The following is a 23,428-nucleotide window of genomic DNA, read 5'->3' as shown; positions in this document are numbered from 1 at the left end:
GCCACCGCTCAGGCGCGCTTGCGGCGGCTGCGATACGTATCCAGCACCACCGCCACCACGATCACCGCGCCGGTGATCATGCGCTTGGTCGGCTCGTTCGCGCCAATCTGCGCGAGGCCGGCCGCCAGCACTGAAATGATCAATACGCCGAAAAAGGTACTGATCACCGAGCCGCGCCCGCCCATCAGGCTGGTGCCGCCTATCACCACGGCCGCGATCACCTGCAGTTCCAGGCCGACACCCGCGTTCGGATCGGCCGCTTCCAGACGCGATATCTGGAACAGCGCGGCCAGCCCCGAGAGCGCGCCCATCAGCGCGAACACGATGACCTTGTACGGACGCGGATTGACGCCCGCGAGCCGCACCGCTTCCTCGTTGGTGCCAATGCCGACCAGATAGCGGCCGAACACCGTGCGCGTGAGCACCAGCTGCGCGATCACCATCACCGCCACCGCGATCAGGAACGCCGGCGAGATGCCGACCGCGATCGGGTTCGACAGGAAGTCGAACGCGTCGCCGATATAGGCGGTGCGCGAATTCGTCATCTGATACGCCATGCCGCGCGCCGCTTCGAGCACGCCGAGCGAGACGATGAACGACGGAATCCGCCAGCCCACCGTCACCGCGCCGGTGATGGTGCCGGTCAGCGCCGCCGCGGCGACGCCGAGCAGCGCCGACGGCAACGGCCCCCAGCCCCACTTCAGTGCGGCCACGCTCACCACCGACGCGCCCAGCGCCAGCACCGATCCCACCGACAGATCGATCCCGGCGATGATCAGCACGAAGGTCATCCCGACCGACATCACCACCAGATCGGGAATCTGATTGGCGATCGTGCTGAACGTGTCGTACGTCAAAAAGTGCGAACTCAGCAGCGAGAACAGCACGATCATCGCCAGCAACGCGCCGGCGAGCCCGAGATAATTCGAAAAGCCCAGCCGCGTGCCGGCCGGTTTGCCGCTCGCGAGCGGCGCCGACGGATCGGCCGGCGGCGCGACTGTGCCGGTGCCGCTGCCCGTTCCCGGCTTGTCGCCCGATGCTTCCCGCAACGGTTGATCGTTCATGACAGACTCCCTGCTTCGCTGGTGTCGGGGGCGGCGTGCAGCAACGCTTCGCGGCTGCGGTAACCGGCGAAAGCCGCGGCCAGCAACGCATCCTGCGACCAGTTATCGCGCTCGAACACACCCGTCATGCTGCCCGCTGACATCACGCCGATCCGGTCGCAGATCAGCATGAGCTCACGCAGGTCGCTCGACACCACGACGAGCGCGCGCCCTTCACGGGCCAGAGCACCCATCAGGCCATAAATGTCGAACTTCGCGCCGACGTCGATGCCGCGCGTAGGTTCGTCGAATAACAGTACGCGGCAGTCGCGCGCCAGCCAGCGGCCGATCACGACCTTCTGCTGGTTACCGCCCGACAGCTCGCCGACAATCTGCCCCGGCCCGGACGTGCGAATCCGCATCGCTGCGATCTGCGTCTGCGCGAGCGCATTCTCCCGCTTCGCATCGACGATGCCGTGCCGCGCCACGCTGCCGATATTGCCAAGCGACACATTGGCCGCGATCGGCTGCGGCAGCAGAAGCCCTTCGCCTTTACGGTCCTCGGTGATCAGCGCGATGCCCGCGCGCACCGCGTCCGAGGGCGACGCGATCTGCACCGGCGTGGGCGGCGCGCCCGGCGTTTGCGCCAGCAAGACGGCGCCGCCGTCCTTCGGATCGGCGCCGTAAATCAGCCGCATCAGCTCCGTACGGCCCGCGCCGATCAGGCCGCTGATGCCGAAAATCTCGCCCGCGCGCACTTCGAACGACACCTCGCGCACCACCCTGCCGCGCGTGAGCCGGTCCACCTTCAACAGCGGCGCGCCGATGTTGCGCACGCCCAGATCGATCCGCTCGCCGAGTTCACGGCCGACCATCCATGTGACGATTTCGTCGCTGGTCAGGTTGGCCATCGCGTCGACATGCACCAGCCGCCCGTCGCGCAAGACCGCGATCTGCTCGGCCACCCGCGCGAGCTCCTCGAGCCGGTGCGAGATGTAGACGAGCGCCACGCCGCGCGCCTTCAGCCGGTCGATCTGTTCGAACAGCAGATCGACTTCGCGCGCGGTCAGCATCGCGGTCGGTTCGTCGAGGATCAGCACGCGGCAGTCGTCGATCAGATTGCGGGCGATTTCCACCATCTGCTGATGGCCGATGCCGAGCTCGCCGACCAGCGTGTCCGGATCGATCGCGTCGAGGCCGACCTGCGCCATGGCGTGACGCGCGTCCTCGCGCAGCTTGCGCCGGTCGATCCAGCCGAAGCTGAACGCGCCGATCCGCGGCAAGCGGTTCAGGAACAGATTTTCGGCCACCGACAAGGTCGGCAGCAGATTCAGCTCCTGCATCACCATGCGCACGCCGAGCGCTTCGGCTTCGGTGCGGCTCGCCGGCGCATAAGGCGCGCCGCCGAGCTGCATCGTGCCAGTGGTCGGGTCGACCAGGCCGCCGATGATTTTGGACAGCGTACTCTTGCCCGCGCCGTTCTCGCCCGTCAGCGCCAATACCTCGCTGGCGCGCAGCGACAGCGAAATGTCGGCGAGCACCGGTTCGGCGTAGGTCTTGCCGATGCCGCTAACAGACAGGACGGCAGGCACGGCGTCGTGATCGGTTGAATCCATCGCAATCCTGGTTCCCGGGCGGTGGCCGCGGCCTCATGCGATTCGCTCGAATGAAGTTGCGGCCCTTGCGCCCCGTGTCATGCCGGCCCAATGCGCGGAATGCGCAGGCGCTAAAAGCCACGCACCCTCCCGTCGCGCGGCACCGTCATGACGCTTACCTCTGGAATTAACGGCGGCGCGGCAGGTTTCTTGAGCGTTTATTGAATACACGCGGGTTTGCGAGCGTATGTCATGCATTGAGCACGAAACGACGCCAGCGCAAACCCGCGTACCCGACTTACCCCGGGACTGACCGGGCGATGCTTACTTCGTGACCAGATCGCACGGCGTTTCCACCACGCCGGACAGATCCGCCTGCTTCTTGTGTTCGCTGAGCGCCTTCAGCGCGGTGTCGATGCCGAACACGGCCTGCTTGGCGGCGTACTGATCCGCCGTGGCGAGCACGCGCCCGTCCTTGAGCATCGGCTTGATCGCGTTGATGTTGTCGTAGCCGACCACCAACACCTTGCCCTGCTTGCCTGCCGCGCGCACGGCCGAGACCGCGCCGATCGCCATATTGTCGTTGCCGGCAAGGAGCGCCTTCAGATTCGGGTATTCGTTGAGCATGGCCGACGCCACCGCGTTGCCCTTGTCGATTTCCCATTCTCCCGATTGCACCGAGACGACCTTGGCGCCCACCTTCTGCATCGCGTCCTTGAAGCCCGCGGTGCGCTGCTGCGCATTGGTGGTGGTCGACACGCCTTCGATGATGCCGACCTCGTCGCCTGCCTTGAGCTTCTTCGCCAGGTAGTCGCCGACCTTCTGCGCGCCCTTGCGGTTATCCGGTCCGACGAACGGCACATTCAGGTCCTTCGACTTGAGCACGTCCGGGTCGAGCCGGTTGTCGATGTTCACGACGATGATGCCCGCGTCCACCGCCTTCTTGACGACCGGCACCAGCGCTTTCGAATCGGCCGGCGCGAGCACGATCGCGTCGACCTTCGAGACGATCATCTGTTCGACGATGCGGATCTGGTTCGCGGTATCAGTCTCGTCCTTGATGCCGTTGGTGATCAGGTCGAACTGCGACGGGTTGTGCTTCTGATAGTCCTTCGCGCCGGTCTCCATGGTCAGGAAAAACTCGTTGGCGAGCGACTTCATCACCAGCGCGACCTTCGGCTTATGAGCGGGCGCGCTCTGCGCGTACGCGGAGGAAAACGGCAAGGCGGCGGTAGCGGTGGCGAGGACGGCGGCCACCAGGATGCGGCGGCGAATGCGTTGGCTCATGCATATCTCCAGGGTCTGTCAGGCTCGCAACGGAGCCTTATTTTTAATTAGTGCGCAAACGTTTGCGAGGCCCATTCTCAGCGCAGTCCATTCCGATTGTCAACGATGCGCGGTGTTGCAGTGCATCGGCGCGCGGCGATGCGCCGGCGTGCTGTGCGCCCGGTCGAATCGGAGCGGCGCGCTGTTGTAGCGGGCCGGCAGGCGGCGTGTGGCAAAGGGTTCCTCGCTTGGTCCGTGCGTAGCAGATTTGCCGCCGGCTGCAAGATCAACGGCCGGCGGGCCGCCTATGCTGGACTTTTATTGCGCGCGGTGCAAGCGTGGAGAACGCCGGACGGCCAGCGGGTGGGTTTGCTGCGGGGGCGCTGTTGCTCAGTCCGGCCAGTTTGAGCGGATGGATGGCGGCGCCGACGGACGCCGCCCTGCCCGCTCATCAAAGCCAGCCGACCTTGCGGAAGCGCCAGTACAGCACCAGGTCGACGGTCAGCATCACCGCGAGACAGATCGGATAGCCGTACTTGTAGTGCAGCTCGGGGATGGTCTGGAAGTTCATCCCGTAGATGCCGGCGATCATGGTCGGCACCGCGAACAGCGCCGCGAACGAGCCGAGCCGTTTGGTCACCTCGCTCTCGGCCAGCGAAATCATGCCGAGATTCACCTGCACGGCGGTGACGACCATTTCGCGCCGCCCGTCGATGATCCTGACGATCCGCTCGAGGTGGTCGTAGACATCGCGGAAGTACGCCTGCATGCCCCCGCAGACGCTCGGAATCCGGCCGCCCGTCAGTTTGCTGATTGCTTCCTGCAATGGCGCGATATGGTGCTGCAGAATCACGAGGCGCCGTTTCAACGAATACAGATCCTGGATGATCGCGCGCGACGCCGCCGAATTGTTGCGGTCGAAAATGCGGTCTTCGAGCGCTTCGATCTCGGTGTTCAACGCCTCGATGATCGGGAAGTAACGATCGACGATATCGTCGGCGAGCGCATACAGCACGAACGCCGCGCCTTCCTTGAGCAGTTGCGGCTCGCGCTCGCAGCGGGCGCGCACGTTCTGAAAGCCGATGCGCGTGCCGCGCCGCACCGACAGCACATAGTTGCTTCCCACGAACACGTCGACTTCGCCGATCAGCAGTTCGCCCTCTTCGTCCATTTCCACCGTGTGCATCACGGCGAACAGCGACTCGCCGTACTCCTCGATCTTGGGACGCTGATGGCCGTTCTGCGCATCTTCGATCGCGAGTTCATGCAGGCCGAACTCGTGTTTCATCACGGCCAGCTCGCCCGGGCCCGGGTCCTTTAGCGCCACCCAGACAAAACACTCGGGCCGCGCCACGTAGTCGCTGATGCTATCGATGTCGATGTCTGCCAGCTTCCGGCCGTCCTGATAGGCGGCGCAATTGATCAGCATGTTTGGATTACCTTGAAAACGGAACAGAGCGGCCCGACGCTTACGAAACGTAAGCCTGGCGGCGCATCTGCAGGAACGGATTGGCGTTAGCCGCCATGTTAAGGGCTATGCGCGCCGCTCATGTATCGAATTGTTAAGCCGCGCGGACGCCGTGCGCAACGCCCGCGAGACAGAGCACGCTATTGCGCGACCCGCCGCAGCGCGATACGGTGATCGTCGCCGAACGTGACCGAGGCGCGGTTCGTGTAGCGCGTATCGGCCGTCACCGTGAAGCGCATTTCGACGACCGGATCGAACTGCGTCGACACGGCGATGCGATGCACGCCCGGACTCAGATAGAAGACCACGTGCTCGCCGTTCATCAGGTCGGTGACCTGTTCGCCGTCGATATACACCAAGGCATCGCGAAAGCGGACGATCACGTCGCGCGAACGCTCACGGCGGACATCCACGGCGACGAGCCCCGTCCCCGCCTCTGTGTAGCCTGGCTGGACGATGCGCGCGGCCGGCACCGGCTTGAATGGAACCGGCTCGGCGGGTGTCGAGGCGCAGCCGGCGAGCACGCCGAGGCTCGGCGCGGCAAGCGCGCCCAGCTTCGCCAATACGACCCACGTGGCTTGACGGTGACGGTCCGGACGCGTCGGCATGCTGGGTCTCCCGTGTTGTTGGTTGTGGTCTTGCTCGTGTGCTTCTTCTTGCTGATCGGTATGCGGGACGATGCCTGGCCGTCCTGATCGCTGCCGTTCATTGCACCCGCTCAACCTTTGCCATGCATGATAGCAATGCGCGGTCGTTCTGCCAGCCTGGCCGATCGGACGACCCCGCGGCCTCTTGCATGGCGCCGCGTTCTTCTTCATGATCGCTGCAAAGGGCCGTTCCGTGGGCTGCTGCGCGTTGTGTTCCCGTTGCGGATTTACCCTCGGTTCCAGCGCATGCCACTTTGCCTGCGGACATGCCGGCTTCACTGTACGAGCTATGCGCCACGCTTCGGGGCCGGCCTTGCTGGACATACGACCAAGGAGTCTGCAATGTGGTATTTCACCTGGATTCTCGGCATCGGCGTAGCGTTGGGCTTCGGCATCATCAACGTGATGTGGCTGGAAGCCGGCGGCAAGTTCGCGCGTGACCCGGAGCGCGCCGGCGCCGCACCCGCCACGCCCGAGGACACGCCTTCGTGACCCATCTGGTTTTCTTCTGCGGCCACGCGGGCACGGGTAAGACCACGCTCGCGAGAAAGCTGCTCGGCCCGTTGATGAAAGCGAGCGCCACGCCCTTCTGCCTGCTCGATAAAGACACGCTCTACGGCGGCTACAGCGCGGCCGCCATGGCCATGCTGACCGGCGACCCGAACGACCGCGACAGCCCGCTGTTTCTGCAGCATCTGCGCGATCCCGAGTATCGCGGCCTGCTCGATACCGCCCGCGACAATCTCGAACTCGGCGTCAGCGCGATGGTGGTCGGGCCGCTCTCGCGCGAAGTGCGCGAGCGGCGTTTGTTCGATCGCGCGTGGCTGGGGGTCGCTGCGGACGTGGTACTACGGGTCGTGTGGGTCTATACGTCGGAAGAGACGGCGCGGCAGCGGATCCTCGCGCGCGCCAATCCGAACGACGCATACAAACTCGCGCACTGGGACGAGTATCGGCAGCGCCGTTTCGTGCCCAGTGGCGATATCTGCGGCGATCTGCTGATGTTCGACAATACCGCGCCTACTTCGGCGGATCATGAAACCCTGCTCGCGCGCATCGTGGGCGAGCCGCAGGCGGCGACGATCATGCCGCCGGTACCTGTGTAGCAGCGGCGTCAATAAAAAACGCCCCGAATGTCGGGGCGTTTCCTCGGCTCTCTGCGGAGCCGTCTTTGCTGCTCGCGGCAGACGTTTCATGCCTGCTGCCGCCTTGTCGCACGGCCCTCGATGCCGGTCCTTCAGACAGTAGCCATCGTCTCCAGCGACTGTCCTTCGTACAACTGGCCGAAGCGGTTCGCGAGGAAGTCGCGCAGCGACACCTGCTCCTGGCGCACGAAGCCCTTTTGCGGCAGCTTCTGTTCACGGAACAGATCGAGCACCGCGCACATCGCGCCGGCCGTGGTGATCTGGATCGCACTCATCGGCACGCCGCACACCGTCTTCGCGAAGATCTTGCGGGTGAACACTTCCTGCACCAGTTGACCGTCGCGCATGCCGCTCACCGTGATGAACACCAGCACCACGTCTTGCGCGGTGGACGGCACCGAACGGCGCATGATGTTCTTGAGCGTGTCGCGGTCGCTGGCAAGACGCAGGTCTTCGAGCAGGAACTGCATCAGGTTGCGGTGGCCCGGATAGCGCACCGACTTGTAGTCGAGCGACTCGACCCGGCCCGACAGCGTTTCGCACAGCGTGCCGAGGCCGCCGGAGGTGTTGAAGGCTTCGTATTCGGTGCCGTCGAGCGAGAAATGTTCGAGGCCTTCGAGCGGCTGCACCCACTGCGTGCGGCTGTCGCGGATCGCTTCGCACGGCTGGCAGTACTCGTTGATCAGACCGTCGACGCTCCACGTCAGGTTGTATTTCAACGCGTTGGTCGGGAATTCCGGCAGCGCGCCCACGCGCATCTTGACGTCGCGGATTTCCGTGAAGCGGTTCGCCAGTTCATGCGCGGCGATGCCGATGAAGCCCGGCGCAAGACCGCACTGCGGCATGAAGGCGTGATCGGCGTCGTCGGCGATCGCGCGGATCGCATGGGTGGCGCGCACGTCTTCCGTCAAATCGAAGTAATGCACGCCCGCGCCCTTGGCCGCCGACGCCACGTTCACCGCGAGGTAGTACGGCAGCGCATTGACGAGCGCGTCGAAACCTTGCACGGCGGCGCGCAGCGCGGCGGCATCGGCGGAATCCACACGGCGGGTCGGAATACCCTGGGCGGCAAGTTTGTCGAGCGCGTGCTGGTCGCGGTCGAACGCGACGACGTCGTAGTCGCCGGTTTCGCGCAACATGTGAGCGATGGTGTGACCGATCAAACCTGCACCAACGATGGCTATTTTCATTGCGCTTCTCCTTTATCGACCGATGTCAGCGCTTTAGCGCTTACTCCGGTCCCATTTTGTGTGCTGTCTCCAGCTTGGGAAGTGCGCTGCGCTCGTGGCGCGGCGCCCGGCGGGCTGAACCCTTGAGCAACAGTTTAGGGAGAAGCAAAAACAGTTCATACGCGCAAAATGCTGCGCTATGACCATGAACTTCGACGTTATGACGAACTTTTTAGTCGATATGTCTGAAAGTTATCAAAACGGCGTAAACGCGGAGTGGCGCTCACACCATGCCGCGATCGATCTTGCGCGCGAGGATGATCGAAGTCGTGGTCCTCTCCACGCCTTCAAGGCCGCCGATCTGGTCGAGCAGATCGTTCAGGCGATCGGGCGAATCGGCACGCAGCCACGCGACGTAATCGAACTCGCCGCTCACCGCGCACAGCAACTGCACCTCGGGCATCTTGCCGAGGCGCTTCTGCACAGCCGGCCCATGCTTCGGCGCGATGATGATGCCGACGTAAGCCACGATGCTCGAGTCGAGCACGTCCTGGCCGAGCCGCACGCTGTATCCGGCGATCACATTGCTGCGTTCGAGCCGTGCGATGCGCGCGATCACCGTGGTGCGCGCCACGCCGAGCTGACGAGCGAGATTGGCAACGCTCTCGCGAGCGTTGGTTTGCAGCAGCGCAACGAGGTTGCGGTCGAGGTCGTCGAGTTGGTCGAGGCGCGGAGGTCTCATCGAGAGAAAAGGAAGTGGCTCAGATGAGGCGGATTATCGCGCGTCTTCCGCGGCAAATGGAGAAGTCACCCAACCCAACCGCCTTGAACATCATCATGAGCGAAATGGCGGGCGTTGCGCGCGTCACGGAGCATCGCATGGGCCGCCGCTTTTATGCACCGAACCGCTCGATCACGAAATCGATGAAGCTGGTGAGCTTGGGCGTGGCGCGCCGATCGCGCGGATACAACAGATGGACCGGCGCGCCTTCGGGCAAATAATCTTCCAGTACCGACACCAACTCGCCGCTGGCAATCTCCCTGGCAAGCAGCGCCTCCGGCTGCAACACCAGCCCGAAGCCGTGCAACGCGGCCACCTTGAGCGCCTGGCCGTTGTTCGCGCGAAAGCGGCCGGCGCGCAACTGACACTCGGTCGCGCTCTCGCCACCGAGGCGCCACAAACCTTCGCGGCCCCAATGCAGAAAGCCCAGGCATTCATGCTGCACGAGATCTTCCGGCGTGCGCGGCGTACCGGCGCGCGCCAGATACGCCGGCGACGCACACGCGCGCATCCGGTACGCCTTCAACGGCCGCGCGACGAAACTCGAATCAGGCAACTGGCCGATGCGCACCGACGCGTCGAAGCCCTCTTCCACCAGGTCGATCATACGGTTCGACAGATCGAGTTCGAGCGTGATGTCGGGCCAAGCGGTGAGGAACTCGGTCATCGCCGGGGCGAAGACTTCGACGCCATAGGTGAGCGGCACCGTCACCTTGAGCACGCCGCGCGGCGCGGCGGCCATCGCCTCGGCGAGCGACTCCGCATCCTTGACGTCGGCCAGGATGCGCCGGCATTGCTCGTAATACTGCCGGCCGATCTCCGTCAGACTTTGCCGACGTGTGGTACGCGTCAACAGCCGCGTGCCGAGCCGCGTTTCGAGCGAACGGATATGCTTGCCCACCATCGCCGACGATATGTCGAAGCGCTCGGCCGCGGCCGTCAGGCTGCCCGCCTCGACCACGGCGACGAAGATCTCCATGCTGACGAATTTATCCACCCGCTATTTCCTGTTCGTTTCGGTTGTAAGCGTTTGTCGCATAAGAGCCGCATTGTAGGGATATCGTGATACTAATAGCGGCGACGGCAAAGTGGGCAGCCGGCCGCCGTGCATAATCATGACCCGCGCATGACCACTGCATGACGGGCCGCTCGCACGCGAGCCTTGTCCCAATTCGAATAGACATCAGGAGTTTCGATGAAAAAAGCACTGGTAATGCTGGCCACCGCAGTCGCCATGAGCGGCGCGTTCGCACAAACACCCGCGCCGGCGTCGGCACCGGTGAGCGCCGCTTCCGCACCCGCCGGCAAGGCCGGCCACGAGCGCAACGTCGAAGACCGCATCGCCTACCTGCATTCGCAACTGAAGATCACCTCGGCGCAGGAATCGCAGTGGAACACGTTCGCCGACGTGATGCGCAGCAACGGTCAAACGATGGGCCAGTTGTTCCAGCAACGCCGGGCCGCCACTAACGTGTCGGCGCTAGACGACATGAAGCAATACGCGACGATCGCGCAAGCGCATGCGGACGGCATGAAGAAGCTCGTCGATGCGTTCGATCCGCTGTACAACAGCTTCTCGCCGGAACAGAAGAAGCTGGCTGACGTGACGTTCCATCAGCCGGGCGGCGTGGAAGGCCACGGTCATCATGGCAAAGGCAAGGGCAAAGGCGGCAAGTCCGCGCCGGCCCCGGCAAGCGACGCCACGGTAAAGCCGTAAGCGTAAGAAACCGCCGGCGCGCAGCGCGGATTTGCCGCGCGGCGCGCCGGTTTTTTTTGCCATGGGCGGCGGCATATGGCCGCGTTCGCCGAGCGCGTCGATCGTGTCGCCGACAGACGATCCGCGCCGCCGTCCATCGCAAAAGAAACCGGTCGCCAGATGCATCTGGCATGATGCGAGTCGTACGCGGTCCGAACACTCGAAGTCCGGCGCCGCCGTAAAACTCTCCACACCTGCCCGCTTCATGACCGAACTGAAAAATCTCGACCTGAGTCAAGACGCCAACGCCCGCCGTGTCGTCAAAGATGAAACGGTCAGCGTCGAATTCGCCGCCGCCGAAGGCGAACTGATGAGCCTCGAAGGCCCGAACCGCTATGTCCGCGGCGACGCGCTGATCACGGGCTCGACGGGCGACCGCTGGGTCGTTTCGCGCGAACGCTTCGACGCCAAATACGTTCCCGCCGACGCAGCCGTCTCGCACGGCGAAGCCGGCGCGTACCGCAACCGCCCCGCCGTCGTGCTGGCCAAACAGATGCATGAAGCGTTCACGCTCGCGCGCTCGGCAAACGGCGGCGACGTGCTGCGCGGCGCCGCCGGCGACTGGGTCATGCAATACGCGCCGGGCGACTACGGCGTGGTGCAAGCCGCCCGCTTCGCGAAGGTCTACCGGCTCGCCGATTGAGCCGTATCCGCCTGTGCACTAAGCGAACTCGTCGCCGAGATCCACGGTGACATCGCGCGGCACCGCTTCGCCGTTCGCATACTGCTCCTCGAGCGAACCGATGCTCGCTTCGACATACGCACGCAACACCGCGAAACTGCGGCCGCGCAGCCGCGCCGGCAGCGCGCGATAACGCGCCAACGCGGCCGGCGCGATCACCACGGTCATCACGATACGGCGCGCGGTCGCGCCGAAACGCATCGCCACCCAGTGAATCGCCAGCGTCGGCGTGCCGTCTTCCGCGGCGCGCTGGATGAACTGCGTCTGCTCGGGAAACAGATCGCTGATGACGCGCGCCAGCTCCTCGAACTCGGGATTGGCGCAGTCGTATTGGTAAGCTTCTTCCATTGAAGTGTGCCGAAAGGGTGGCCTCGAAAAGAGGCCGATTGTAGAGAACGGTCGACAGTTCAAAGTGACATGCGCATCATGCGGCGCCGTCAAGTGCGGCCGTCATGCGGGCACCGCGGGACGCCTGAACGCCCGGAACAGCAACCCCGTCACGATCACCGCTCCCACGGCATACACGGCGTCCACCGCGGCGAGCGGCACGAGTTGCGCCTGGAACAACGCGGCGGGCACATCCACCAGCGCATGCAGCGCAATCGCGAGCGGCAGGATGCCGCGCCAGCCGGCTCGCAAGCCGCGCCACATCAACACCGACAAGCCGATCTGGAACACCAGCGCGGCGACGCGTTCGAGCGCGAAAATGCCGGCGGTCTGCGGCGTCATGCTGGCGAGAATCAGGTGGATGCGCATCACCGCATCGGTTGGCAGATTGCTGAGATAGCCGTCCAGTTCGCCGCGGTTTTCGAAGACCGCGAACAGGATCCATTGAATCTGCACCAGCACGCCGACGAGCCACGCTTCGGCGCCACCGTGGCCGAGGCCGTAGGTCAGCGCGGTGCCATCGTTCGTTCCCGCCGCGAGCGATGTCGAGCCCGACTTCGCCGCCGCGCGCTTGAGCAACAGCCGCATGCCGATGAACCGCCCCACTTCCTCGCAAATACCCGCGGCCAGCGCGCCGTACACCACGAAGGCGAGCGGATTCGACAGGAAGCTCGCGGTCGCTTCGTTCCGATGCAGCACGTAGTCGTTCAGCGCGCGCTCGATCACCATAGCGAACAGCGCGAATACGGCGATGCCGGTGATGGCGTCACGCGGCTTGAGCGCGAGCGGATGGCGCAGACGGCGGTAGATCAGAAAGGGTAATGCGGCGACGAGCAGCGTCGCGACGGCGAGGCTCGAGAGGGTAAGTGGTGCAACAACCATGAGTTTCCTTGCGATGTCCGGCGCGCACCCGCTGCGCGCCGCAGCCCGAATGATCGCAGATCGCCGAGAATTCAGCGCAAAGTGGAGGCGCGGACGATCAATTCGCCCGGCAAAAGGCAGTCGCGCGCGGTGGTCTGAACGCCTTCGATGCGTTCGTGCAGGAACTCGACCGCGCGGTAGCCGATCTCGTAGGTCGGCTGACGGATCGTGGTGACGCCGGTCAATTCGGCCCATTCGGGGTCGTCGATGGAAAGCAGCGCGACGCGGGCTTGCCAGTCGGCGCCGTAGCGCGCTTTCAGATGCAAGGCGAGACACAGCGCGACGGGCGCGTTGGCGGCGAACAAGGCGACGCGCGCGGCGTTGCCCGTGGCGGCGGCGGCGCGCGTGTGGGCGGCCGCGTCGATCGCGCGGTCCAGTTCGGCGAGGCTGCGCTCGACGTCGACGGCATCCGCGAGATTCAGCACTAGCGTGTGACCACGCGCGGCGTTCTTGCCACCTGGATCGCTCTGAGCGCTCATCGCCTCACGAAAAGCCGCTTCGCGCAATTGCCGCGAGCTGACCTGCTCGAAAGGCTGAACGACGAACCAGATATCGTCGAACCCATTGTCCAGCAGATGCCGCGTGCCGAGTTCAGCCGCCGCCCGGTTGTCGAGACCGACCATATCCGCGACGAGTCCATCCACCGAACGGTCCACCAGCACCGCCGGAATCCCGCCGCCGCCCACCGGGCGCAGCGTTTCCTCGCGCACGCCGAGCGCGTTGACGATCACGCCTTCCACGCGGTACGTGGTGAGCAGTTGCAGGTAGCGCCGCTCCATCTCGACTTCGTTCGCCGCATGGCAGATCAGCGGCATCAGGCCGAGCGCGTGGCATGCCGCTTCCACGCCTTGCAGCACTTCGACCGTGTAGGGATTCGTCAGGTCGGCGAGCAGCATGCCGATCAGGCGGTTGCGGCCACGCTTGAGGCCGCGCGCCATCTGGTTGGGCTGATAGTCGAGGCGCGCGATCGCGGCCTCGATACGCGCGCGCAGTTCAGGCGACAGCACGCTCATCTCGCCGTTCAGATAGCGCGAGATGCTGGTCTTGCCCGTGCCGGCTTCGCGCGCGACATCGGTGATGGTCGCGCGGCGCGGCGTGGCCTGCGGCGTCGTGCTCATCGGCTGCTCGTGGATTGGCTCATCAATCGGCTCATCAATCGGCTCACTGAGCGCCTCACTTGGCGAGAACGTCGCGGTTGACGATATTGCTGGTCAGCGTGCCGTCGAGCGCGGCGACCAGGTTCTCCGCCGCATTGCGCGCCATCGCGTGACGGGTTTCAAGCGTCGCCGAACCGATATGCGGCAACGCGACCACATTCGCGAGCTTCAGCAGCGGCGAGTCGGCCGGCAGCGGTTCGGTCTCGAACACGTCGAGACCGGCGCCGTGGATCGTGCCGTTCCGCAGCGCTTCGATCAGCGCCTTTTCGTCGACGGTCGCGCCGCGCGAGGCATTGATCAGGATCGCGCTCTTCTTCATCGACTTCAACTCAGCCGCGCCGATCATGTGCTTTGTCTCCGGCGTCAAAGGCACTTGCAGGCAAACGAAGTCAGACACGGCGAGCAGTTCCGCCAACTCGACGCGCCGCGCGCCGTACATCTCTTCGGCCTGCGGGTTCGCGCTGCGATTGGTGTACAGCACCTTCATGTTGAAGCCGAGCGCCGCGCGCCGCGCCACCGCGCCGCCGATCCGCCCGAGCCCGACGATACCGAGCGTCTTGCCCTGCACGTCGACGCCGAACCGAGCCGGGCCGATGCTGTGCTGCCAATGCCCCGCCTTCACCCACTCGGCGAGCTCGACCACGCGCCGTGCCGACGCGAGGATCAGCGAGAACACCGTGTCCGCGGTGGACTCGGTCAGCACGTCCGGTGTGTGCGCGAGCACGATGCCGCGGCGCGTGAGGTCGGCCACGTCGAACTGGTCGAAGCCAACGGAGATGGTCGAGAGCGCCTTGAGCCGCGTCGCGCCTTCGAGCATCGCCGGCGTGATTTTCACGCTCGAACCGATGCCGCCGTCCGCATCTTTCAACGCGGCCACGAACGTGTCGTGCTGCGTGGCATCGACCTGCACGACTTGCGCATGCTGTTGCAGATACGCGAGCACATCTTCGGGCAGCGACTTCCAGGCGACGATCTTCTTCATCAGCTTATTTTCCTAGCAACGGGGTGACGAGCGGCGGGCGCATTGTTCTGCACTTGCGGCTGCGGTTTGACGATCAGCGTCAGAATCACGGCGGCGATCAGCGCCACGCTCATGAAAGCATACGACGCCGCGGGCGAACCGGTCGCGCCGTTCAGATAGCCGACCACATACGAGCCGACGAACGAACCGAGCGCGCCCATGCTGTTGATCAGCGCCATCGCGCCGCCCGCGACGTTCTTTGGCAGCAGTTCCGGCACGATCGCGAAGAACGGGCCATACGGCGCGTACATCGCGGCGCCGGCGATCACCAGCAATGCGTACGAGAGCCAGAAATGCGTGGAGCCGAGCGCGTACGAAGCCGCGAACGCCACCGCGCCGACCAGCAGGAACGGCCACACGAATACTTTACGGCGATTGAGTTTATCCGATGCCCACGAAGCTGCAAGCATCGCGATGGTCGCGGCGAGGTAAGGCAGCGCCGAGAGCCAGCCGGTTTCGACCATGCCGAGCGTCGAACCGTTCTTCAGAATCGACGGCAGCCACAGCACGAAACCATACACGCCGATGCTCCAGCAGAAATACTGCGCGCACAGCTTGATCACCGCGGGCGTTTTGAACGCGTCGCTATAGTTGCGCACGGGTTTGATCGCGGCCTGCTCGGCGCGCAGCGTTTCGGCGAGGTCGTCCTTTTGCTGCTGCGTGAGCCACGACACCTGCTGCGGCTTGTCCTGCACGATGAACCACCAGCACACGGCCCAGAGAATCGCGGGCGCGCCTTCGGCGATGAACATATGCCGCCAGCCGAACGAGTGCACCAGATAGCCCGACACCACCGACATCCACAGCACCGTCACCGGATTGCCGAGAATCAGGAAGGTGTTGGCGCGCGAACGCTCGCTCTTGGTAAACCAGTTGCTGATGAAAATCAGCATGGCCGGCATCACCGCGGCTTCAACCACGCCGAGCACGAAGCGGATCACCATCAGCGACGGGATATTGCTGACCATGCCGGTGAGCGACGCGCAACCGCCCCACAGAATCAGACTCCAGAACACGAGCTTCTTGACGCTGCGGCGTTCCGCGTAGATCGCGCCGGGAATCTGGAAGAAAAAGTATCCGAGGAAGAACAGCGCGCCGATCAGCGACGACAGTCCCTTGCTGATGCCGAGGTCCTGGTTGATGCCGGCGGCCGACGCGAAACCGAAGTTCGCGCGGTCCAGATAAGCGAGGCTGTAGGTGATGAATACGATCGGCATGATCGTCCACCAACGGCGAATCGCAAGCGATGAGGTCATGGGGTGTCTCCTTGGACGGCTTCCCGAAACAATGATGAACGGTCATGGGGCGCTCTGTTCGAGCGCTCTTGCTGTTATCGAGGCAGCTTGACGGAACGCGGCCGGTTGCGGACCTCGCTCGCGGATCTTCAGGCCGCAGCCGCGACGGACGGCGCACCGGCCGCTTCCAGCGCGTCGAGTTCGGCACGGCTCGGCAGTCCTTCCGAATCGCCGATCACCTGAATCGCCAGCGCGCCGATGCGGTTGCCGCGCGCCACGGCTTGCGGCAGCGACTTGCCTTCCAGCAGCGCGCTCACCACGCCGACCGCGAAACCATCGCCCGCGCCGACCGTGTCCACGACTTTCGCAACCGGCTGGCCGGCGATCACGGCGGCATCGTCGGCGGTGCGGAAGTACGCGCCCTGCGCGCCGAGCTTGATGATCACGCCGCGCGCACCTTGATCCAGATAGAACTTCGCGATGTCCTCCGGCTGCGTGTAGCCGGTCAGAATCTCGCCTTCGCCGATGCCGGGCAGCACCCAGTCGGCCAGCGCGGCGAGCGCGTTCAGGCCTTCGACCATCGCGGCGCGCGACGGCCACAGCGTCGGACGCAGGTTCGGGTCGAAGGAAATCGTCTTACCGGCGGCGCGCATTTCGCGCGCCAGATGGAATGCGAGTTCGCGCGAGGTCGCCGAAATCGCGGGCGCCACGCCGGTCAGATGCAGATGACGCGCCGGCAGCACGTAGTCCGCCGCGTAGTCGGCCAGCGACAGATGGCTCGCCGCCGAACCCTTGCGGAAATACTCGATCGCCGGGTCGCTGCCGTCGTCGTTCTTCGACTTGAGCTGGAAGCCGGTCGGATAGCGCTCGTCGGTCGTCACGCAGCCCTGGTCGATGCCCTCTTTCGTCAACGTGTCGCGTACGTACTGGCCGAACGAATCGTTGCCGACGCGGCTCATCCAGCCCACTTTGAAGCCGAGGCGCGACAGACCGATCGCCACGTTCAGATCGGCGCCGGCGACGCGCTTCGTGAACTGCCCGACACCCGCGAGCGGGCCGGTTTCGGCGGCCACGAACATGGCCATCGCTTCGCCATAGGTGATGACATCGAGTGCTGCGCTTGTCTTGCTCATGCTTCGCTCCTGCGTGATCTCTCTTGCTGCGTGTTTTGCGAGTTTTGCGTGGATGCTTGCCGCTTACCGTTCGCCGCGTGCTGCTTGCCGCGTGCTGTCTCCGGTGTCGCTGCCTTCTCTCAGGTCCTGCTGCCGCTCACGCGGCGGCCAGCCACGCGACGTAATGCGCCGCGTCCGTGTCGACACGGCTCGTATCGAACGGAAACTCGATGCCGCGCGGCACATGACGCGGCAGCTTGTCGAGCACCGCGGCGAACTGCGTATCGTCGGCGGCCGGGGCGGCGGGAAAGCGTCGTGCGCCCTCGCCCACCGTCGTCTTGCAATGGATGTATTCCACATGCGCCGCCAGCGGCGCGGCGGCCTCGAGCGGCGCGACCTCGCGCCAGGCCCAGTTGCCGATGTCGAAGGTCATGCCGAGCACGTCGGCGTGACCTTCGCGCGCCAACGCGTCGAACAGGCCGGTGAACTGCGCGAGCGAACCGCCCTCGGCCAATTGCCCGTTTTCGACGACGAGCCGCAATTGCGCGCAGCGCATGTGATCGGCGATCACAGTGGCATTGGCGTCGGCGGCGAAACCGCCGAGCTGCAACTTGACGAAGCGCGCGCCGAGCGCAAGCGCCTCTTCGATCGAGAGGCGCAACGCGTCCGCATCGAGCTTGCCCTGCGCCGTGTACAGCGCAGCCGGCGTGGAGTACACGGACCACAAGCCCAGTTCCGCGATCTGCTTGCCGAGCGCGCGCAGGTTGTGCGGAGCGGCGTCGGTTTCGTCGGCGAACAGTTCGCGGCGCACTTCGAAACCCGCCGCGCCGGCCTGCTTGCTCGCTCGCGCCCACTTCAGATGACCGTCCGTGCGGACCGCTTCCATCCCGAATGCGCTTGCGACGATCACCACGTCCACTGCGTCAGCCATGTCGAATTTACTCAAATCTGTTTCTTGATCAGCATTTGGAACCGGTTCCAAACACACTTCGAAAAAAAGCGCCGAGGCGCTTGCGATGCCCGAATAGTCGCCGAGGTCGCCGACATGCACCATAGTGGAAATCCCCAGGCGCGGGTGGCACGGCGCTCGGACCTCAAGGTCCCTCGGCTAGACACAGTGCAAGAAACCGCTCCACCACCCGCGATGGCGCGCTCGCATGCGGCACCAGGATCGACAGCCGCCGCGTGAGCGGCTCCGGGCTGAGCGACAGCAGGCACAGCGCGCGGTCCTCGTGCCGCATCGACATCGCCGACACGAAGCCGATGCCCATACCCGCCCGCACCGCTTCCTTCACGCCTTCGACGCCGGCAATCTCCAGCGCCACGCGCATCGGCACGCCCGCCCGCGCAAACGCCCGCTCGACGATCTGCCGCACGCCCGAGCCCGCCTCGCGCAACACCAGTGGATGCTCGCCGAAGGCCGCCAGGTCTGCGGGGCCGCCGTCGCCCAACTGCGCCAACGGATGCGAGCGCGGCATGATCGCGACGATCTCGTCTTCGCGCCACGCATGCACCGCCGTGTCTGGCGGCAGATCCAAGCCGACCGGCCCCTCGATCATCGCGATGTCCACCGAATCCAGCGCACCGACGATCTCCGTGGTGTTGCCGTCAGCGGTATGCAGCGTCACGTCCGGATAGCGGCGATGGAAGTCGGCGATCAGATACGGCAGCAAATAGCTTGCGGGCGTGGTGCTCGCGCCGATCCGCAAGGTGCCCTGCTCCAGGCCGCGCAAGGCGTCGCGGTACGCATGCGCCTGCCGCCAGGTGTCGCGCAGCCGCGTGGCGTAGCTGGCGAGTTGCTCGCCGGCAGGCGTGAGGCGCACGCCACGGCCGTCGCGCTGATACAGCGGCTCGCCGAATTCGTCCTGCAACTGCCGCAACTGGCCGGACACGGCGGGCTGCGACAAATGCAGCGCCACAGCCGCCCGGCTGATATTGCGATGCTCGGCGACTGCAGCGAACGTTATAAGTTGGTCTGGGGTCATGACGGTCAAAGTATCAGCTCAGGCGATACCTTACATTCTAAATCATGATTTTTCATATCGATATATCTAATTTAGGATTAGCCCATCGAATCTTAGTCAGTCACAGAAAAGGGCTGTTCCATGTCCACCGCTCATCTCACCGCCGCCAGTACGACGCCCGCCGGGTTTTCCACCCGCGGGCAGCTCAACGGCATTCTGTTCGTCGCGCTGTTTGCCGCTGCCGTCACGCGCATCGCCGCGATTCCCGCCATTGCCGGATTGGGCTTGAGCCCGCTGATCGTCGGCATCGTGGCCGGCGCCATTTACGGCAACGCGCTGCGCGACGGCATGCCCGCCAGTTGGGCTGCCGGCGTCAATTTTTCGGCGCGCAAGCTGTTGCGCATCGCCGTGGCCTTTTTCGGGCTGCGCGTGAGCCTGCAGGAAATCGCTCAGGTCGGCGTGCCCGGCCTCGCGGAATCCGTCCTGATCGTGGTCAGCACCCTCGTGATCGGTACGTGGGCCGGCATGAAAATCATGAAGCTCGACCGCGACACCGCCTTGCTGACCGCCGCGGGCAGCGCGATCTGCGGTGCCGCCGCCGTGCTCGCCTTCGAGTCGACGCTGCAATCGAAGCCGCACAAAAGCGCGATGGCCGTGGGCAGCGTGGTGCTGTTCGGCACGCTCTCGATGTTCCTTTACCCGGTTCTGTTCAAGGCAGGCTGGCTGCATCTGGACACGGTCGGCGCGGGCCTCTTTTTCGGCGGCACGATCCATGAAGTGGCGCAGGTGGTCGGTGCGGCCAGCAACGTGAGCCCGGAAGCGACCCATATCGCCACCATCGTCAAGATGACCCGCGTGATGTTGCTGGTGCCGGTGCTGCTGGTGGTCGGCATGTGGGTGAACCGCTCGGCGCGCCGCGATTCGGCTGCGTGCGGCTTGGACGGCGCCCACGGCAACGCGCCGCGCATGCTGGCGATTCCCTGGTTCGCGCTCGGCTTCCTCGCCTTCGTCGTGATCAACTCGCTGCATGTGCTGCCGGAAAGCGCGACCAGCACGCTCAACATGCTGGACACCTTCGCGCTGACCATGGCCATGACCGCGCTCGGCATCGAAACACGCATTTCGCAAATCCGTCAGGCCGGCCCTCGCGCACTGACCACGGGCTTCATCCTGTATGTGTGGCTGATTGCCGGCGGACTGGGTATTACATGGACCGTCCAGCACCTGTTCGGCTAAGCCGCCCTCGCCTTCACACCCACCCCGCCGCGTGCGGGGTTTTGCGCATTCTGGAGACCCATCCGGCGCGCTCGCGCGGCATACTGGTTGCTGGCGTCGTCAGCTCATGCAGCATGCTTGCGCGGCCCGCTTCTGCGCGCCGTCTTTGCGTCTGTGTCAATGCAACCGGAATGAGGATCGATCGATGAGCCTGGAACTTTACTATTGGGATGGCCTGCAAGGCCGCGGCGAATTCGTGCGGCTCGCCCTGGAGGAAGCCGGCGCCGACTACGTGGAAGTGGCGCGCGGCGAACGGTCGGAGGGTCTCGGCACGAACGCGATGATGTCGGTGATGAAGAGCAAGGACGAGCCGTATCCGCCGTTCGCGCCGCCGTTTCTGAAAGACGGCGACCTGGTGATCGCGCAGACCGCCAACATCCTGTTCTACCTCGGTCCGCGGCTGAACCTTGCGCCCACGGTGGAGAGCCTGCGCTACGTAGCCAACGGCCTGCAGCTGACCATCGCCGACATGGTCACCGAAGCGCACGACACGCACCATCCGCTCGCGAGCGCGCTTTACTACGAAGACCAGAAAGACGCCGCCAAAGTGCGCGCGCGCGACTTCATCGACAACCGTATTCCGAAATTCATGTCGTACTTCGAGCGCGTGCTCAAACAGAATCCGGCCGGCGATCAGTTCATGGTGGGCGACGCGCTCACTTACGTCGACCTGTCGATGTTCCAGCTGATCGACGGCTTGCTGTACGCGTTTCCGCTCGCGCTCAAGCGTTTCGGCGAACACTACCCGCGGCTCGCCGCCTTGCACGACGCGGTGATCGAGCGGCCGAACATCGCCGCGTATCTGCAGTCCGAGCGGCGCATCGAACACAACGAGGCCTGCATCTTCCGGCACTACCCTGAACTCGACAAGGCGGCGACTTGAGCCACGCCTTCTTCCCTCGCTCACTCACCGTCTCGCGCCCGCCGTCCAAAGCGGGCGCGATGCTGTTGCCGTGCGCGCTTATCCACCCGCTTTCACGCCCCGTACCGACGACGTGCTTTCATTCCTGCTGAAGCTGCGCACCCGCGCCCAAGATCTGTTCCGTCTGTCCGAAGCCCACACGATGCTGATCTGGTCGGTCGTGGTCGGCGTCGCGGGCGCCTTCGCGACGATCGCCTTTCGCGAGGGCATTGCGCTCCTGCAATTCGCGGTGGTCGGCAAGTCCGGCAGCTTCGTCGAAATGGCGCGCGGTTTGCCGTGGACCGTGCGGATCTGGCTGCCCGCGGCGGGGGGCCTGATCGCCGGCTTCTTTCTGCTGATCGCGCAGCGTCACGCGGACAAATGCAATCACGTCGACTACATGGAAGCGGTCGCGATCGGCGACGGCGTGGTGCCGGTGAAGCTGAGCTTGTGGCGCAGCGTGTCGTCGCTGTTCACCATCTCGAGCGGCGGGTCGATCGGCCGTGAAGGTCCGATGGTGCAACTGGCGGCGCTCGCCGCGTCGCTGATCGGACGCTGGGTGCATTTCGATCCGTCGCGGCTGCGTTTGCTGGTGGCGTGCGGCGCGGCGGCCGGGATCACTTCCGCGTACAGCGCGCCGATCGCGGGCGCGTTTTTCGTCACCGAGATCGTGCTCGGCTCGATCGCAATGGAAAGCTTCGGGCCCGTGGTGGTCTCGGCGGTGGTCGCCAACATCACGATGCGTGAATTCGCTGGCTACAAACCGCCGTACGAAATGCCGGTGTTTCCGCCGGTGGCCGGCGTCGAAGTGCTGCTGTTCGTCGCGCTCGGCGTGCTGTGCGGCGCGGCGGCTCCGCAGTTTCTGCGGCTGCTCGACGTGTCGAAGAAAAGCTTTCGCAAGCTGCCGGTGCCGCTGCCCGTGAGGCTCGCGCTCGGCGGTCTCGTGGTCGGCATTCTGTCGGTCTGGACACCCGAGGTGTGGGGCAACGGCTACAGCGTCGTCAACTCGGTTCTGCATTCGCCGTGGACGTGGACCGCGCTCGTCCTCGTGCTGGTGTTCAAGCTCGTCGCCACGGCGGCCACGGCGGGCTCCGGCGCGGTCGGCGGGGTGTTCACGCCGACGCTGTTCGTCGGCGCGGTGGTCGGCTCGCTGTTCGGCCAGGGCATGCACGCGCTGTGGCCGCACGGCACGTCGGCGCCGTTCGCCTATGCGATGGTCGGCATGGGCGCGTTTCTGGCAGGCGCCACCCAGGCGCCGCTTATGGCGATCCTGATGATCTTCGAGATGACGCTCAGCTATCAGGTCGTCCTGCCGCTGATGCTCTCCTGCGTGGTCGCCTATTTCGTCTCGCGCGCGATCGGCAAGACCTCCATGTATGAAATCACCTTGCGCCGCAATCACGAGGAACAGGAGCGCTCGCGCCTGCGCGCCACGCAGATGCGCGAGCTGATCCGTCCCGCCGAAACCGTCGTGCCGCCCAACGCGACCGTGCAGGACATGACGCGCGTGTTTCTCGAATATCCGGTGAAATATCTCTACGTGGCCAACGAGTCCGGCGCGTTTCTCGGTGTGGTCGCGCTCAAGGACATCACCTCCGATCTGCTCGACGGCAGCGACACGTCGGCGAAGACCTCGGCGGATTATCTACAGCCGCATTTCGACGTGCTCACGCCGGACATGCCGCTCGGCGTGGCGTTGCAGCACTTCCTCGCGTTTCAGGGCGAACGCCTGCCGGTGATCGAAAGCGCCGCGCATCCGACGCTCGCCGGCGTAGTCTATAAAACCTCGCTGCTCGACGCGTATTTCCGCATGAATCCGACGCGTTAGGCGCCACACACAATTCGCCTTCACGCCGCGCCCGCCCCGCCTTTGGGGCGCGTGCAAAGCGCGCCAAATTTTCTA

Annotated in this window: 23 protein-coding genes; 7 read left to right on the top strand and 16 right to left on the bottom strand. The window is 64.9% G+C overall.

What is annotated here, in order from left to right; all coding sequences use genetic code 11:
- Window positions 1–8 precede the first annotated feature (8 nt).
- The 5 genes from P0D96_RS01135 to P0D96_RS01115 form a co-directional block, all read right to left on the bottom strand.
- Window positions 9–1,064, bottom strand: coding sequence for an ABC transporter permease (locus tag P0D96_RS01135; protein WP_132374236.1), 1,056 nt, complete (start codon window positions 1,062–1,064; stop codon window positions 9–11).
- Window positions 1,061–2,659, bottom strand: a complete 1,599-nt coding sequence (locus P0D96_RS01130) for a sugar ABC transporter ATP-binding protein (RefSeq protein WP_408310909.1) — start codon at window positions 2,657–2,659, stop codon at window positions 1,061–1,063. Before P0D96_RS01130 ends, P0D96_RS01135 begins: the two co-directional genes overlap by 4 nt.
- A gap of 303 nt (window positions 2,660–2,962) precedes the next feature.
- Window positions 2,963–3,925, bottom strand: a complete 963-nt coding sequence (locus P0D96_RS01125; protein WP_408180756.1) for a sugar ABC transporter substrate-binding protein — start codon at window positions 3,923–3,925, stop codon at window positions 2,963–2,965.
- A gap of 430 nt (window positions 3,926–4,355) precedes the next feature.
- Window positions 4,356–5,333 carry a magnesium/cobalt transporter CorA gene (corA, locus tag P0D96_RS01120; RefSeq protein WP_132374233.1) on the bottom strand — a complete coding sequence of 326 codons (978 nt, stop codon included), beginning with the start codon at window positions 5,331–5,333 and terminating at the stop codon, window positions 4,356–4,358.
- Window positions 5,334–5,512: 179 nt separating this feature from the next.
- Window positions 5,513–5,980, bottom strand: a complete 468-nt coding sequence (locus tag P0D96_RS01115; RefSeq protein WP_408310907.1) for a hypothetical protein — start codon at window positions 5,978–5,980, stop codon at window positions 5,513–5,515.
- A gap of 381 nt (window positions 5,981–6,361) precedes the next feature.
- On the opposite strand from P0D96_RS01115, the gene cydX reads away from it, so the two are divergent.
- On the top strand, window positions 6,362–6,511 hold the full coding sequence (cydX, locus tag P0D96_RS01110) for a cytochrome bd-I oxidase subunit CydX (protein ID WP_408180758.1): 150 nt from the start codon (window positions 6,362–6,364) through the stop codon (window positions 6,509–6,511).
- On the top strand, window positions 6,508–7,125 hold the full coding sequence (locus tag P0D96_RS01105) for a P-loop nucleotide/nucleoside kinase family protein (RefSeq protein ID WP_408290029.1): 618 nt from the start codon (window positions 6,508–6,510) through the stop codon (window positions 7,123–7,125). Before cydX ends, P0D96_RS01105 begins: the two co-directional genes overlap by 4 nt.
- 131 nt (window positions 7,126–7,256) lie before the next feature.
- Here the strand turns inward: P0D96_RS01105 and P0D96_RS01100 are convergent, their stop codons facing one another.
- From P0D96_RS01100 to P0D96_RS01090, 3 genes are all read right to left on the bottom strand, one after another.
- On the bottom strand, window positions 7,257–8,354 hold the full coding sequence (locus tag P0D96_RS01100; protein ID WP_132374230.1) for a saccharopine dehydrogenase family protein: 1,098 nt from the start codon (window positions 8,352–8,354) through the stop codon (window positions 7,257–7,259).
- Window positions 8,355–8,616: 262 nt separating this feature from the next.
- Window positions 8,617–9,075: an Lrp/AsnC family transcriptional regulator gene (locus P0D96_RS01095; RefSeq protein ID WP_132374229.1), complete on the bottom strand. Its 459-nt coding sequence runs from the start codon at window positions 9,073–9,075 to the stop codon at window positions 8,617–8,619.
- Window positions 9,076–9,226: 151 nt separating this feature from the next.
- A complete protein-coding gene (locus P0D96_RS01090; RefSeq protein WP_408290031.1) occupies window positions 9,227–10,111 on the bottom strand; it encodes a LysR family transcriptional regulator in 885 nt (294 codons plus the stop codon).
- Between the two features lie 198 nt (window positions 10,112–10,309).
- Between P0D96_RS01090 and P0D96_RS01085 the strand changes: the two genes are divergently transcribed.
- Together P0D96_RS01085 and P0D96_RS01080 are read left to right on the top strand one after the other, a co-directional pair.
- Entirely contained in the window at window positions 10,310–10,831 is a 522-nt protein-coding gene (locus P0D96_RS01085) for a Spy/CpxP family protein refolding chaperone (protein WP_132374227.1), read from the top strand.
- A gap of 244 nt (window positions 10,832–11,075) precedes the next feature.
- A complete protein-coding gene (locus P0D96_RS01080) occupies window positions 11,076–11,513 on the top strand; it encodes a PGDYG domain-containing protein (protein ID WP_408180762.1) in 438 nt (145 codons plus the stop codon).
- A gap of 18 nt (window positions 11,514–11,531) precedes the next feature.
- On the opposite strand, the gene P0D96_RS01075 is transcribed toward P0D96_RS01080, so the two are convergent.
- The 8 genes from P0D96_RS01075 to P0D96_RS01040 all read right to left on the bottom strand — a co-directional run bounded on the left by P0D96_RS01075 (window position 11,532) and on the right by P0D96_RS01040 (window position 19,370).
- Window positions 11,532–11,900 (bottom strand): DUF3022 domain-containing protein, encoded by a 369-nt coding sequence (locus P0D96_RS01075; protein WP_408310904.1) that lies wholly within the window; start codon window positions 11,898–11,900, stop codon window positions 11,532–11,534.
- A 102-nt stretch (window positions 11,901–12,002) separates the two neighbouring features.
- On the bottom strand, window positions 12,003–12,821 hold the full coding sequence (locus tag P0D96_RS01070; protein WP_408310902.1) for a YhfC family intramembrane metalloprotease: 819 nt from the start codon (window positions 12,819–12,821) through the stop codon (window positions 12,003–12,005).
- Between the two features lie 71 nt (window positions 12,822–12,892).
- Entirely contained in the window at window positions 12,893–13,978 is a 1,086-nt protein-coding gene (locus tag P0D96_RS01065; protein WP_408310900.1) for a LacI family DNA-binding transcriptional regulator, read from the bottom strand.
- A gap of 55 nt (window positions 13,979–14,033) precedes the next feature.
- Window positions 14,034–14,999, bottom strand: coding sequence for a 2-hydroxyacid dehydrogenase (locus P0D96_RS01060; protein ID WP_408310898.1), 966 nt, complete (start codon window positions 14,997–14,999; stop codon window positions 14,034–14,036).
- A complete protein-coding gene (locus P0D96_RS01055; protein WP_408310895.1) occupies window positions 14,999–16,294 on the bottom strand; it encodes an MFS transporter in 1,296 nt (431 codons plus the stop codon). Before P0D96_RS01055 ends, P0D96_RS01060 begins: the two co-directional genes overlap by 1 nt.
- Before the next feature lie 128 nt (window positions 16,295–16,422).
- On the bottom strand, window positions 16,423–17,406 hold the full coding sequence (locus P0D96_RS01050; protein ID WP_408310892.1) for a sugar kinase: 984 nt from the start codon (window positions 17,404–17,406) through the stop codon (window positions 16,423–16,425).
- 136 nt (window positions 17,407–17,542) lie between these two features.
- Window positions 17,543–18,316, bottom strand: a complete 774-nt coding sequence (locus tag P0D96_RS01045; protein WP_408310889.1) for an IolE/MocC family protein — start codon at window positions 18,314–18,316, stop codon at window positions 17,543–17,545.
- Window positions 18,317–18,479: 163 nt separating this feature from the next.
- Window positions 18,480–19,370 (bottom strand): LysR family transcriptional regulator, encoded by an 891-nt coding sequence (locus tag P0D96_RS01040; protein WP_408310886.1) that lies wholly within the window; start codon window positions 19,368–19,370, stop codon window positions 18,480–18,482.
- A 120-nt stretch (window positions 19,371–19,490) separates the two neighbouring features.
- On the opposite strand from P0D96_RS01040, the gene P0D96_RS01035 reads away from it, so the two are divergent.
- From P0D96_RS01035 to P0D96_RS01025, 3 genes are all read left to right on the top strand, one after another.
- The gene (locus P0D96_RS01035) at window positions 19,491–20,585 is read left to right on the top strand and encodes a YeiH family protein (RefSeq protein ID WP_408310884.1); all 1,095 of its coding nucleotides are present in this window, start codon (window positions 19,491–19,493) and stop codon (window positions 20,583–20,585) included.
- A 184-nt stretch (window positions 20,586–20,769) separates the two neighbouring features.
- Window positions 20,770–21,507, top strand: a complete 738-nt coding sequence (locus tag P0D96_RS01030) for a glutathione S-transferase (RefSeq protein ID WP_408310881.1) — start codon at window positions 20,770–20,772, stop codon at window positions 21,505–21,507.
- Between the two features lie 112 nt (window positions 21,508–21,619).
- Complete coding sequence (locus P0D96_RS01025; protein ID WP_408311652.1) at window positions 21,620–23,353, top strand: ClcB-like voltage-gated chloride channel protein; 1,734 nt, start codon at window positions 21,620–21,622, stop codon at window positions 23,351–23,353.
- Window positions 23,354–23,428: the final 75 nt, after the last annotated feature.

The sequence above is a fragment of the Paraburkholderia sp. RL17-347-BIC-D genome (assembly GCF_046027915.1).
Taxonomy (GTDB): domain Bacteria; phylum Pseudomonadota; class Gammaproteobacteria; order Burkholderiales; family Burkholderiaceae; genus Paraburkholderia.
Note: the sequence above shows the minus strand (reverse complement) of the source record. Positions and strands in the feature narration are given on the sequence as shown.